At 74.0% G+C, this 12,361-nt stretch carries 11 protein-coding genes; 7 read left to right on the plus strand and 4 right to left on the minus strand.

The window, feature by feature from the left end:
- The first annotated feature begins 245 nt into the window (after window positions 1-245).
- From RIF68_RS11640 to RIF68_RS11655, 4 genes are all read left to right on the plus strand, one after another.
- Complete coding sequence (locus tag RIF68_RS11640) at window positions 246-971, plus strand: DUF998 domain-containing protein (protein ID WP_309051113.1); 726 nt, start codon at window positions 246-248, stop codon at window positions 969-971.
- Window positions 971-1,807: a hypothetical protein gene (locus RIF68_RS11645; protein WP_309051114.1), complete on the plus strand. Its 837-nt coding sequence runs from the start codon at window positions 971-973 to the stop codon at window positions 1,805-1,807. Before RIF68_RS11640 ends, RIF68_RS11645 begins: the two co-directional genes overlap by 1 nt.
- 249 nt (window positions 1,808-2,056) lie before the next feature.
- Entirely contained in the window at window positions 2,057-2,905 is an 849-nt protein-coding gene (locus tag RIF68_RS11650; RefSeq protein WP_309051115.1) for a DUF1206 domain-containing protein, read from the plus strand.
- A 237-nt stretch (window positions 2,906-3,142) separates the two neighbouring features.
- Entirely contained in the window at window positions 3,143-4,708 is a 1,566-nt protein-coding gene (locus RIF68_RS11655) for an FAD-dependent monooxygenase (RefSeq protein ID WP_309051116.1), read from the plus strand.
- A 203-nt stretch (window positions 4,709-4,911) separates the two neighbouring features.
- Here RIF68_RS11655 and RIF68_RS11660 read toward each other — a convergent pair whose 3' ends face one another.
- Together RIF68_RS11660 and RIF68_RS11665 are read right to left on the minus strand one after the other, a co-directional pair.
- Complete coding sequence (locus tag RIF68_RS11660; protein WP_309051117.1) at window positions 4,912-5,508, minus strand: DUF2165 domain-containing protein; 597 nt, start codon at window positions 5,506-5,508, stop codon at window positions 4,912-4,914.
- 226 nt (window positions 5,509-5,734) lie between these two features.
- Entirely contained in the window at window positions 5,735-6,667 is a 933-nt protein-coding gene (locus tag RIF68_RS11665; protein ID WP_309051123.1) for an NADP-dependent oxidoreductase, read from the minus strand.
- Window positions 6,668-6,756: 89 nt separating this feature from the next.
- On the opposite strand from RIF68_RS11665, the gene RIF68_RS11670 reads away from it, so the two are divergent.
- On the plus strand, window positions 6,757-7,710 hold the full coding sequence (locus RIF68_RS11670) for a helix-turn-helix domain-containing protein (RefSeq protein WP_309051118.1): 954 nt from the start codon (window positions 6,757-6,759) through the stop codon (window positions 7,708-7,710).
- A gap of 154 nt (window positions 7,711-7,864) precedes the next feature.
- On the opposite strand, the gene RIF68_RS11675 is transcribed toward RIF68_RS11670, so the two are convergent.
- Both RIF68_RS11675 and RIF68_RS11680 read right to left on the minus strand, forming a co-directional pair.
- Window positions 7,865-8,920: an RICIN domain-containing protein gene (locus RIF68_RS11675; protein WP_309051119.1), complete on the minus strand. Its 1,056-nt coding sequence runs from the start codon at window positions 8,918-8,920 to the stop codon at window positions 7,865-7,867.
- A gap of 154 nt (window positions 8,921-9,074) precedes the next feature.
- On the minus strand, window positions 9,075-10,046 hold the full coding sequence (locus tag RIF68_RS11680) for a pyridoxal-phosphate dependent enzyme (protein ID WP_309051120.1): 972 nt from the start codon (window positions 10,044-10,046) through the stop codon (window positions 9,075-9,077).
- A gap of 491 nt (window positions 10,047-10,537) precedes the next feature.
- Between RIF68_RS11680 and RIF68_RS11685 the strand changes: the two genes are divergently transcribed.
- Window positions 10,538-11,392, plus strand: coding sequence for an alpha/beta fold hydrolase (locus tag RIF68_RS11685; protein ID WP_309051121.1), 855 nt, complete (start codon window positions 10,538-10,540; stop codon window positions 11,390-11,392).
- Entirely contained in the window at window positions 11,389-11,898 is a 510-nt protein-coding gene (locus RIF68_RS11690; protein ID WP_309051122.1) for a hypothetical protein, read from the plus strand. Before RIF68_RS11685 ends, RIF68_RS11690 begins: the two co-directional genes overlap by 4 nt.
- Window positions 11,899-12,361 lie beyond the last annotated feature (463 nt).

A 12,361-nucleotide genomic window follows, 5' to 3' on the forward strand; every position in this document is an offset into this window, starting at 1 on the left:
CCCCCGGCACCGTTCGTGCCGGGGGCGCCCCTGAGCACTCCCCCACGCCTGTCCGCCGCGGCACCGGACGGGATCACCGGCCAGGCGGATCCCCGTCCCACACCGCCCTCGCGCGACGCGGAGTGAGGCACCGGACGGCGCGCCGCTGCTCTGGCACGCCCCCGCGACGACACCATCATCGTCACTTACTGTCATGCCATGTCACCCTCTGCCTACGGCGGGGGAAGCTGATCAAGGAGACGCAGATGGAGTCGGCGGGAGACAGCACCTCTCCTCACGTCCACGCACAACGCCCGGGGGCGGACACCGCGCTGCCGGCAGCAGGGGTGGCTGCCGCGACGGCGCTGGCCGTGGCGGGTGTGCTCTACAACAGCTGGGTGCTGGAGGCCGTCCTGCCCACGGGCCTCGACCCACGGCACGCCTACGTCAGCGAGCTCTACGCGACGGGCCAGCCGTTCCGGCGGATCTTCGGCACGGCCGAAGTCATCTGCGCCGTGCTGCTGGGCTGGGGGGCCTGGCGATCTCGGGCCGGGTGGGCGAGTTCGAGGACGGAGGCCGGCGGCTGGTGGGCGCTGGTGGGTTTCGCGGTCTGGTCGCTGGCGGACGTGGCGGTGCCGATGGGGTGCGCTCCGTCGGCAGAGGACGGCTGCCGGGCCGTTCACCCCTGGCACACGGTGACCAGCGCCCTGGTCCACTTGTGTCTGTTCGCGTCCATGGCGCTGCTCGTCACCGCCGCCAGGAGGGGGCGTCGAGGGCTGGAACCGGTGGGGCGGTGGGGCCCGTGGCTGCTGGGGGGCGCCCTGGTGAGCGCGCTGGGGACCGTCGGGGCGCTGCTCGGTCTGGCCGGCTGGCACGGGGTGGCTCAGCGCGTGCATCTCCTGCTGGTCGGCCTGTGGTTCCTGCTGCTGGCCGGGGCGGTGGCACGGGACGGACACCGGTGGGTGTCGCGAACCGGGACGCCGTCCGGCTGATGGGGAGTGTTCTGGGCGGACTCGCCGCCGCGTCGGCGGCCACCGTCTGTTTCGGCATGGCCTCGGCCGTCCAGGCGCGTGCGGCGCGGGCCGAACAGCATGACGCTCACGGTGGTGGTCTGGGACTGGCGGCCAGGCTGATGAGGTCGGGGCCGTTCCTCATCGGAACGGCGCTGGACATGGGCGGTTTCGCGTTCAGTGTGATCGCCCTGCGCAGTCTGCCGCTGTTCGTCGTGCAGTCGGTCACCAACGCCAGCCTCGCGGTGACGGCCGTGGCCGCGGTCCGGCTGCTCAAGGTGCCCCTGCACGTCCGGGACGGTGCCGCGGTCGCCGTCGTGGTCGCCGGCCTCGTTCTCCTCGCCCTGGGATCGGGCCCGCAGGGTGCCACCTCCGCCGGCACGGCCTTCGACCTGATGCTGCTGGGCGTTCCGGTGGCCGCGCTCGCTCTCACCTCTCTCGCCACACGTCTGCGCGGCGGGAGAGCGGCTGTCGTCCTCGGGGCCCTTTCCGGTGTGGGATTCGGTGTCACCAGCCTGGCGGTGCGGGTGATGGACACCTCCAGCACGGCCGCCGTCCTCACCGACCCGGCGACTTACGCCGTGGTCCTGGGCGGACTGGGCGGGTACCTCAGCTACGTGCTGGCCCTGCGTCACGGGACGGTGTCCACGGCCACGGCCTCCGGCACGCTGGTGGAGGTGTGTGTTCCCGGGCTGGTCGGAATCCTGCTGCTGCACGATCAGACCCGGCCCGGATACGGCTGGCTGGCCCTGGCCGGTTTCCTCGTCGCGACCGCCGGAACCATCGCCCTGTCGCGTTTCGGCGAGGGTCACGCCTGAACCGCCGGCGGCCGGGTGCGGGTGCCCGGGGTGCCGGTCCCGGCCGCCCGGCTCGTGCCGCGGAGGCACGAGGCCACGGGGCGCCTCGGGCGGGGGCCGGCGCTCCGGACGCCCGGAGGGCGCCGTACCGGTCGTGAGCGCCGGCCTCCGGGGGCTGCCCGCCGGACACGGCGCGTACGGAATGCGCCCGCGGTTCCCCGTTCACCGCCGAACGGGTGTCGGACGCCGAGGCCGGGGCATCGGGGGTGTATGGATGCGAAGTCAGTGGCCCTGCGGGGCCGGGGTCAGGCACGGCGTGCGGCCGACAGCACGGCGATGGCCGTCGCGGCCCGAGCGGGTTTCACCGCCCGCGGGCTGATCTACGTACTCGTCGGGGTGATCGCCCTGCAGATCGCCTTCGGGAACGGTGACGGCAGCGGGCGTCAGGCCGACCGCGGTGGCGCTCTGAGCGAGCTGGCCGGCCGGCCTTTCGGTGCGGCGCTGCTGTGGGGCGTCGGTGTCGCGTTCGCCGGCATGGCGGTGTGGCGCCTGTCCGAGGCGCTGTTCGGCGGGGCGGGTGAGAACGGCACCAAGGCGTCCAAGCGGGCGGCGGCAGCGGCCCGCTTCGTCTTCTACGCCTTCGTGTCCGTCACCGTGCTGGCCTACGCGGTCGGGAACACCGGCAGTGGCAGCGGGTCCTCCGACCGGCGCACCGACGACATCACCGCCCGGGTGCTGACGTGGCCGGGCGGACAGTGGATCGTCGGTGCCGTCGGTGTGGCGGTGGTGGGTGCCGGACTGTGGATCTCGCTGCGGGCCCTGATGAGGAAGTTCCGTAAGCACCTGCGGACCGAGGCCATGTCGCCCCGGGCCCGCAAGGTCACCGACTTCCTCGGGATGGTGGGCGGCGCGGCCCGGGGCGTCGTCTTCGCCGCCGCGGGTGTGTTCGCGCTCGTCGCGGCCGTCCGGCATCAGCCCGGACAGGCCAAGGGCCTGGACGACACGCTGCGTTCGTTCGCGGACACGCCGGCCGGGCCCTGGCTGCTCACCCTGATCGCGCTCGGTCTCGTCGCGTTCGGCGCCTTCTCGTGGTGCAACGCGCGCTGGCGCAAGGTCTGAACCCTTCCCCGCGTTCGGCGGCGGGCGCGGCCCCCGGCCGAAGGACCTGACCGGCTGCCCGCCCGCCGCGCCCGGGTGAATATTCTCCGCAGGTGGCCTCGCTCGGGATCGGGGAGGAGTCCGGCGGCCCGCCTCCCGTCCCTCTTCCCAGAACCCTGCCCCTTGACAGCACGGCGCTCGTTGTGGCTGGTCAGGGCGGTGAACGAGGCTTTTTGACCCTCCGTCATAGTGGGCGCCATGGACTATGACGTGGTGGTGGCCGGCGGCGGCCCGGTCGGACTGATGCTGGCCTGCGAGCTCCGGCTCGGCGGCGCGCGGGTGGCCGTTCTGGAGCGCCTCACCGAGGTGGACCCGACGATCAAGGGCGGGGCGATCACCCTGCCCACCGCCGAGGCTCTCTACCGCCGGGGCATGCTGCCCGCGCTGGCCGAGGCGCAGCGGCAGGCGATGGACCGCTTCCGGACGTTCATGCGGGAGCGGAACGGCGGGGACGACGGCGGGGCTGTCGGCCAAGGGCTCGGCTACGTCGGGCATTTCGCCGGGATCATGCTCCGTGCCGACCTGGTCGACCGTACGGAGCCGGGCCTCGGTGACGCGGGTCCCGCCGCCGGGATCACTCTCGTGACGCAGCAGGAGATCGAGCGACTGCTCGGCGAGCGGGCGGCCGAGCTCGGCGTCGACGTACGCCGGGGAGTGGAGCTGACCGGCTTCGACGAGGACGAGGAAGCCGTCACCGTGCGGACCGGCCACGGGGACGCCCTACGCGCCGCCTGGCTCGTCGGCTGCGACGGCGGCCGCAGCGCGGTCCGCAAGCTCGCGGGCTTCGCCTTCCCCGGTACGGACCCCGAGATCACCTGCCATCAGGCGGTCGTGGACATGACCGGCGCCGAGGACCTGGAGGTCGGGTGGACCGCCACGGGGACCGGGGTGTACGCCTACGGGCCGATGCCGGGCCGCATCGTCACCGTGGAGTTCGGCGGCCCACCGGCCGACCGGAACGCGCCGGTCACCGCCGGGGACCTCCAGGAGCGGCTGCGCCGCGTGTCCGGTGCGCACGTCACGGTCACCGCGGTGCGCACCGCGACCCGCTTCACCGACCACGCCCGCCAGGCCACCGAGTACCGCAGGGGCCGGGTGCTGCTGGCGGGCGACGCGGCGCACGTGCACTCCGCGTTCGGGAGCCAGGGGCTGAGCCTCGGGATCGGGGACGCGATGAACCTCGGCTGGAAGCTCGCCGCGGTGATCGGCGGCCGGGCGCCGGAAGCGCTGCTGGACACGTACACCTCCGAACGGCACCCGGTCGGCGCCGGGGTTTTGGACTGGACCCGGTCGCAGGTCGCGGCCATGCGCCCGGACCCGCGGTCCCGCGCCCTGCGGGAGATCGTCGGCGACCTGGCGGGGACGGTCGCGGGCACCACGTACCTCACCGCGCGGCTCAACGGGGCCGGAGTGCGGTACGGACTGCCGGGGGCGCACCCGCTGACCGGCCGCAGCGCCCCGGACCTCGAACTCACCGGCGGCACCCGCCTCGCGGACCACCTCCACGCCGGGCGGGCGCTTCTGCTCGACCTCACCGACGACCCGGAGCTCCGGGCCCTCGCCGCGGGGTACGCCGGCCGCGTCGACACGCTGACGACCGGCTGTACGTCCCACCCGGAGCTGGCGGCGGTCCTCGTCCGCCCGGACGGCTTCACGGCCTGGGCGGCCGACGCGGGGGCGCGGACGCCGGCATCGGCAGGCGGGCCGGCGGAGGCGCTGGAGGAGTGGTTCGGAGCGCCGCAGGGCGCGGTGGCAACGGGCTGATCCGCCGCTCCGGTCACCGGCGACGGCGCCCGGAGTGCGGGTGGCCCACCGCACCGCCGTCACCCCGCGGGTGCGACGGTTTCGGCCGCTGTCCCCCGTTCGTGCGGCGCCGCCGGTGCCGGCACGTACGGGACCCCGGGCGCGTCGCGCGGTTTCGGCCCGCCGCCCCGGGGCCCCGGGGCGCCGGCGACGGGCGGGGCGCGTCAGGTCTGTTCGGCACCTGCCCGGCGTACACCGGGCAGGTGCACCACGAGGAGGGTGAAGGCGGCCAGCGCGACGTTGCGGGCCGCGGCGTCCAAACCGTTCCAGTCGGAGGACTGCCACATGGCGAACCACTCGCCGCCGATCGCGATGAATCCCGCCCCGAAGAGCAGCAGCACCATCACCAGGCCCACCGTGCTCGCCGCGCGGGCGCGGTCGTACGTGCCGCGGCGCAGGCCCTGGCCCCAAAGCCAGGTGGCGGCGAGGAGGACCACCGCGGCCAGTGTCTCCCAGACGATGACGGCGATGTAGGCGGCGTTCTGGAGGGCGGGGGATTCGACCGCCCGCCACATCAGGTCGGGGTCCTTGAACGTGGTGTCCATGCTCAGGACGTGCTGGACGAACTGCTGGTTGGTACCGAAGTCCGTGATGTTCCCGAAGGCGACCAGGGCCATGTAGAGCGCGACGGTCGCGGTCAGCGCGGCCGCCGCGACGGGCGGCGCGCCCAGCCGGAGGAGCCGGTTCTGCGGGGTGCTCGGGGCGGTCGCCGGGGGGCGGGTGCCGTAGTTCGTGCCGGTCGGCCGGTGATCCTGTGCCATGGATGTGTCCTTCCTCGGTCCCGCGGGGGTGGGGCCGCGGGTCGTACCGTCCCCTTCCCCACTCGGGCGGCCTTCCAGCCGTCGAAGGGTCCCTTCCGACGGAGGAACACGGGCACCGGAACCGCCCGCGGGTCGCCGCCCCGGCCGGCCCCCGGCAGCACCTGCCGGGGGCCCTGAGTCACGTTCGGTCCGCTCCTGACCGGAACGGGGCGGGTGACGGCACGGCTCAGGAGACGGTGAGGACGATCTTGCCGGTGGTGCGGTCGGTCTCGCCGAGCGCGTGGGCCCGGGCCGCTTCCGCGAGCGGGAAGACCGCCTCGACATGGGCGCGCAGGGAGCCGGCGGCGACCAGGCCGGCGATGGCGTTCATGCCGGTGTGGTCGGCCTCGACGAGGAGGGTTTCGACACGGACCCCTCGGGCGGCGGCCTTCGCGGCCTCCTCGGGGTCGGTGCCCGGCAGGATCGACACGAGGATGCCGCCCGGCCGCAGCACGTCGAGCGAGCGGGCGCGGGTGTCTCCGGAGAGGGGATCGAGCACCACGTCGATGTCCTGGACGGCGTCGCGGAAGTCGGTGGTGCGGTAGTCGACGACGTCGTCGGCGCCGAGGGAGCGGACGAAGTCGTGCTTGGGGGCGCTGGCGGTGCCGATGACGTACGCGCCACGGGCCTTGGCGATCTGGACGGCGAGGTGGCCGACTCCGCCGGCGGCGGCGTGGATCAGGACGCGCTGCCCGGCTCGTACCCCGGCGGTGTCGACGAGTGCCTGGTACGCGGTCAGGGCGGCGAGCGGCAGGGCGCCGGCCTGGACGTGGTCGATGCCGGCCGGCTTGTGCGCGAAGGCGCGGGCGGGGCCCGTCACGTACTCGGCGTGGGAGCCGACACCGTGCGGGTAGGGCAGCATGCCGAAGACCTCGTCGCCCGGCTTGAACAGGGTGACGCCGAAGCCGACGGCCTCGACGACGCCGGACACGTCCCAGCCGAGGACGAGCGGCAGGCGGTTGAGGAAGAGACCGGCGGCGCGGTGCTTCCAGTCGGTCGGGTTCACACCGGCGGCGCGAACGGCGACGAGGATCTGGCTCGGGCCGGGGGTGGGCCTCGGCACGAGGACCTCCTGCAGCACGTCGGGGGTGCCGTGGGTGTCCTGGCTGATGGCGCGCATGGTGGCGTGGTTCGTCATGCGTCACAGCCTCGCCGGAGCCCCCGGGGGCGTACCATGGCATGAATGCCAACTTCCAACGGGATCGTGCCATGACAGTCCATCGTGTCGTCGTCCTCGCCCTGGACGGGGTCTACCCCTTCGAACTCGGCATCCCGAGCCGGGTGTTCGGGGCTCTTCCGGACCGCTACGAGGTGCTGACCTGCTCCGTCGACGGTGAGCCCGTCGTCACCAACTCAGACTTCTCGATCACGGTGGAGCACGGCCCCGGGGTGCTCGCGACGGCGGACACGGTGCTGCTGCCGCCCTTCGACGTGTCCCGCCTGTCGCGCGAGCTGCCGGCTCGGGTGAGTGACGCGCTCGCCTCCGTGCGCCCCGGGGCCCGGATCGTGTCGATCTGTACGGGTGCCTTCGTGCTGGCGGCCGCGGGGCTGCTCGACGGCCGGCCCGCCACCACCCACTGGGCCGTCGCCGACGTCTTCCGGTCCTGGTACCCGGAGGTGGCGCTGGACCCCGAGGTGTTGTTCGTGGACGACGGAGACGTGCTGACCTCGGCCGGCGCCGCCTCCGGTGTCGACGTCTGTCTGCATCTCGTGCGGCGGGACCACGGCACCGCCGTCGCCAATCACGTGGCCAGGGCCTGCGTCGTGCCGCCGTGGCGGGAGGGCGGCCAGGCCCAGTACATCGAGTACCCGCTGCCCCCGGACCCGGCCAGCAGCACATCGGCCACCCGCCAATGGGCACTGGAGAACCTGCGCGAGCCCCTGACGCTCGCGGACCTCGCCGGCCACGCCCGCATGAGTCTGCGGACCTTCGCGCGCCGGTTCAACGAGGAGGTGGGCACGAGTCCCGGCCGCTGGCTGATCCAGCAGCGCGTCGCCCGGGCCCGGCATCTGCTGGAGACCACCGATCTCGCCGTGGACGACATCGCGGGACGGGTCGGCTTCGCCACCGGGACCTCGCTGCGCGAACACCTGCACGCCGCGATCGGCGTCTCGCCGATCGCGTACCGGCGTACCTTCCGTGGCGCCGCCCCGGCGAGCTGAGCCCCCTGAGGGACGGCACCGCGTCCGGCTCGCGCGGCCGCCGGAATGGGGCGGCCGCCCGGTACTCCCGCCCTCCTGACCTGGGAGAACGGGGGTCCGACCGGTTGTCGGACCGCGTCCGCCGGGCCCGAGGGGCCCGGGCCGGGCGGGACGGTCAGCGTGCGATGGTCCACCGCTGGCCCGCGGAGCCGTCGCAGGTCCACACGCCGAGCTTCTTGTAGTCCTCGTGGTAGGTCAGGCAGTCCTGATCGCTGATCCTGATCTGGTGGGCGCCGCCCCCGAGGGGGATGACCTGCCACTTCTGGGTCGAGCTCCCCTTCCAGGTGTTGATCTGGGCGTAGTAGGTGCTGGTGTTCTCGGTGAGGACCGGGCCGTGGCCGTTGGCGATCTCGTAGCGCCCGTCGCCCGCGTCCTTGAACGTCCACGTACCGCTCGTGGTACCCAGTTTGCCCGCGACCACGGACGAGCCGGAGGAGGTGTTCGTCGCGACGGCCCCGAGGTTGTTGACGGTCCTCAACTGCACGGGGACGCCGACCGGCGGGCGTTCGGCTTCGGTGACGGGTGCCTCAGGTCCGCTGAAGGAACGGAGGACCGGGCGGGCCGGTACGCCAGGGGTGGGGAGGGTGTCGCCCGGGCCGGGCGTCTCGCCCTTGGGGACGCCGGGGACCGCGGGGGGCATCGTGGACCGGAAGTCGATGGTGGAGCCGTTGCGGTCCCACAGGCCGTAGAAGCCCCAGTTGATCCAGCCGCCGTCCCCGTGGTTGGTGAAGCTGCCGCCGCCGGAGAAGATCCAGATGCGGTAGGTCTGGTCCTCCCGCGAGGTCTCGTCGTGGTAGTCGACATCCCCCTGGAACGCCACGTCCTGAAGACTTTCCGTGTAGTGGTTGACGAACCACGGGTCCCCGAAGGCGTTCTTGCCCTTGATGTCGAAGATCATGATGTTGTAGTTGCCGCCGGTGTGGTTCGTCAGCATCTCGAGCAGACCCTTGACGAAGTTCTCCCGGGCGGTCTTCTTCGTCTCGGCGCTCTCCTTGGCCGCCAGGATGCACCACGTCAGCGTGCCGGTCCCGAACGAACCCGGAGCGACCGTGTCCGCCGCGTTGCAGTTGTCCGCGGCACCGTCCGCCTGAGCGGTCTGTGCCGGCCCCGCGACCAGCAGCGCGCTCACGCACGCGGTGGCCGCGACAACGGTGGCCTTGTACTTCTTCACTTGCGGACTCCTCGGGGCAGGACGCGAAAGATCGACGGTCCCCACCCTGGGCCCCGCCCCTAACGTCCCGCTGATGATCCACTCACGCCCCGGGTCAGGCGGTCGCCGGACGAGAGGCGCGCCGCTCGTCGCGGCGACGCGCGAAGGCCGGGTGTCACGGGTACGTGTCCAGGCTCTGGCCGATGCGGTGTGCCGCTTCGGCATGCCCGAACAGCCCCGGCAGGCCTCCGGTGTGGAGCAGGACCGTACGCTCGCCCGGCCGGATGTCCCCGTCGCGGACCGCCGCCAGCAGTCCGGCCGCGGCGCGCCCGGTGTAGACCGGGTCGAGGATGACGCCCTCCGTGCGTGCGACGCCGGTGAGGGCGTCGAGGACGGGTTCGTGCAGGATGCCGTAGGCCTCGCCCACCTGGTCGCCGCGCACGCGCAGCCGGCCCGCCGTCAGGTGGCCGCCGGTGAGTTCCGACGCGAAGGCGGCGGCCACGGACGCGGGGTCGGGCAGCGCGCCCACGTCGACGCCGAGGACCCGGTCGACGCCCAGGGCGGCGATCAGACCGGCCATCGTGCCACCCGAACCCAGAGCGGTCACGACGTGCCGGACACCGGGCTGCTGGGCGAGGATCTCCTCACCCGCCGCGCGGTATCCGCGGGCCCCCAGCACGCCGGAACCGCCGAACGGCACCAGATACGGCACGGCGCCGCCTTCGCGCAGTTCGGCGCAGGTCCTCTCGGCCTGCCCGGCCAGCTCCGCGGGTGCGGCGTCCCCGGCCCACACGACACGGGCGCCGAGTACGGCGTCCAGGAGGAGGTTGCCGCCGGGCCGGTCGGGGCGGACGGCACCGGGGACCACCACCACCACGTCCAGGCCGGCCCGGGCGCCCGCGGCGGCGGTGAGCCGCGCGTGGTTGCTCTGCGGGCCGCCCGTCGTGACCAGGGTGTCGGCACCGCACCGCAGAGCGTCGGCGACCAGCCACTCCAGTTTGCGGACCTTGTTGCCACCGCCGCCGAGCCCGGTCAGGTCGTCCCGCTTGATCCACAGGTCGTCCGGGGCCAGACCGATCGCCCGGGCCAGCCGGGGCGCCGCCTCCATCGGCGTGGGCCACGCCGACAACGTCACCTTCTCCACCACGAACCCTTCTCTCCGCGTCACAGCGGCGCGCCGTACGGAACCGGCGCGCCGGGCGCTCACCGTCTCACACGGCCCGAAGGGCGAGGGTGTGGTGCGAAGGCACGGGATCGGGCGCGGATCTCATGGTTCTCGCCAGGGGCCGCCGCCGGACGGGTCCCGGTACGTCCACGCCGTCCATGCGTGGTGGGGAGGACCGGCGCGCCGAGGGCCTCGACCCCGTCACGCCCCGCGGGACCACCGGAGAACTCGCCCTCACCGCCGGGCGCCGCCGGCGTCCGGCTCCGCGCCGCGTACCCCCTCGCGTGCGATGGGAGACGCGTTCCGGCACGGTGTCGCCGGGCCCTGGCTCCGAGGCCGGTGCCCGGGCGCGACGCCGGGCGTCCCGCCCGCTCCGCCAGCGTCGCCCCGGACGCGCGCCTCACGGACGTCGTTTCCCGGAATTCCTTCGGGGCAGCAGCGCCCGTGTGCCGTACAGCCGAAAGGGATCCGACGTGACCGAGCAGACACCCGACGCCCTCCAGCGCGGCATCCCCCGGTGGCACGGAGGTTCGGAGCGGGGGGAACAGGGGGTGCGCGCCGGTCTCTTCACCCGCTCCTTCGGCCCGCGGCCCGGGGCGGGCGGCACGGCCGTGGTCCTGGTGCACGGGCTCGGCCTCTCGGGCCGGTACTTCGTTCCCCTGGCCCGCCGGCTGGCCGCGAACGGGGCCACCGTGCTCGTACCCGACCTGCCCGGCAACGCGTGGTCGAGGGCCGCCGCGCGCCGGATGCCCGACGTCGAGCAGGCCGCCGACGCCCTGGCCCGCTGGCACCGGCGCCTCTCCCCCGGCCCGAGCCTGCTGGTGGCGAACTCGGTCGGCTGCCAGGTGGCCGCGGCCCTCGCCGTCCGCCATCCGCGGCTGGTCCGGCGGCTCGTCCTGCTCGGCCCGGCTCTCGAACCGCGCGTGTCCGCCCCCCGCCACTGCGGCCGGCTCCTCGCGGACGCACCCCGGGAACCGCTCTCCCTGCTCGCGACCGCCGTCGCGGACTACCTGCTCACCGGCCCCCTCCGCTTCGCCGCGTCCCTGCGTCACGCCCTGCGGGACGCGGCCGGGGCATTCGAGGGGCACTTGGCCCGGGTCGACGTGCCGACGCTCGTCGTCCGCGGCGCCGGTGACACCATCGCCTCCCACGCCTGGATCCGGCGCGTGGCCCGGCTGCTCCCCGACGGGCGCGCCGCCGACGTCCCGGGCGCCGCGCACGCGGCGCACTACAGCGCGCCGGAGACCGTGGCCCGGCTGATCGAGGAATTCGTGGCCGAAGAAGCGCGAGAGGCCGCAGTGGCAGAGGAGACAGGAGAGACCGCATGACCCCGTCGCACACCCCACGGACGACCGGCCGACCGCCGTCGACGCGCACGGAACACCGGTCGCCGTGGCTGCGCCTCCTCCCGGGCATCTCCTCCGAGCGGCGCGGCTTCGTCCTGGCCTGGTGGGGCTTCGCCCTCACCTTCGGCGGAATGCGCCTGCTCACCTGGCTGATCCACATCGACGTGGCCGGCATCGGCGACGTACAGGCCGGTGGAGTGCACATCCACCACTACGTGTGGGGGATCCTGCTGCTCGCCGGGGTGGGAGCGGCGGGCCTCGTGGAACGCTCGGCACGCGCGCGTGCCTGGATGGGGCTCGCCTACGGCGTCGGTTCGGCCCTGATCCTCGACGAGGCGGCGCTGCTGATCAGCCTGGAGGACGTCTACTGGGACACCGAGGGCTGGGTGAGCATCGCCCTGGCCCTGGCGGTGATCGCCGTGCTGGGAGGGGTGCTCGCGGCGACGCGGGGGCGGCGGGCCCCGGGGAGGGGTCGGGGCGGCGGCTGAAACGGTCCGGCGGTGCCTCCTGCCGGGGACGCCGGCCGCCGGACAGGGGAACGTCATGCGGCCCGCACCCTGCCCGGTACGAGCCGCACGACCGGTTCGGCGGGTCCGCGGAACGGGGGATGCCGCGGACCCGCCGGTGAGGGCGGTCCCATGCGCTCCGGTTCCGTGTGCCCCCGAACCGGGCGGGTATGCGCGCCTCTTGCCCCGCTGTCCGCCCGCGCGGCCCCGCGCCGTCCCGGCCTCAGGCGCGCGCGAGATCCCCTGCGGCCCGGGGCTCCGGCCGGCGGGGCGTGAAGCGCACGACACCGGGTACCGGAACGCGTACAAAAGAGGTCCCAGGACCACGAAACGCAAGGAAGAGGGATCCCATGTCGCAGCACCGCGCCACCGAGGGGAACGCCGACCACCCGCGGACCGCCGCCGAGGAGGTCCTGAAGGAGTTCGAGGAGGCCGAGACGGACGT

This window comes from Streptomyces sp. (assembly GCF_031178505.1).
Classification (GTDB): domain Bacteria; phylum Actinomycetota; class Actinomycetes; order Streptomycetales; family Streptomycetaceae; genus Streptomyces; species Streptomyces gulbargensis.

What these genes read in the sequence shown, in the direction of transcription:
- RIF68_RS11640 (WP_309051113.1), top strand. Translation starts at nt 246, where the DNA reads ATGGAGTCGGCGGGAGACAGCACCTCTCCTCACGTCCACGCACAACGC.
- RIF68_RS11645 (WP_309051114.1), top strand. Translation starts at nt 971, where the DNA reads ATGGGGAGTGTTCTGGGCGGACTCGCCGCCGCGTCGGCGGCCACCGTC.
- RIF68_RS11650 (WP_309051115.1), top strand. Translation starts at nt 2,057, where the DNA reads ATGGATGCGAAGTCAGTGGCCCTGCGGGGCCGGGGTCAGGCACGGCGT.
- RIF68_RS11655 (WP_309051116.1), top strand. Translation starts at nt 3,143, where the DNA reads ATGGACTATGACGTGGTGGTGGCCGGCGGCGGCCCGGTCGGACTGATG.
- RIF68_RS11660 (WP_309051117.1), bottom strand. Translation starts at nt 5,508, where the DNA reads ATGGCACAGGATCACCGGCCGACCGGCACGAACTACGGCACCCGCCCC.
- RIF68_RS11665 (WP_309051123.1), bottom strand. Translation starts at nt 6,667, where the DNA reads ATGCGCGCCATCAGCCAGGACACCCACGGCACCCCCGACGTGCTGCAG.
- RIF68_RS11670 (WP_309051118.1), top strand. Translation starts at nt 6,757, where the DNA reads ATGACAGTCCATCGTGTCGTCGTCCTCGCCCTGGACGGGGTCTACCCC.
- RIF68_RS11690 (WP_309051122.1), top strand. Translation starts at nt 11,389, where the DNA reads ATGACCCCGTCGCACACCCCACGGACGACCGGCCGACCGCCGTCGACG.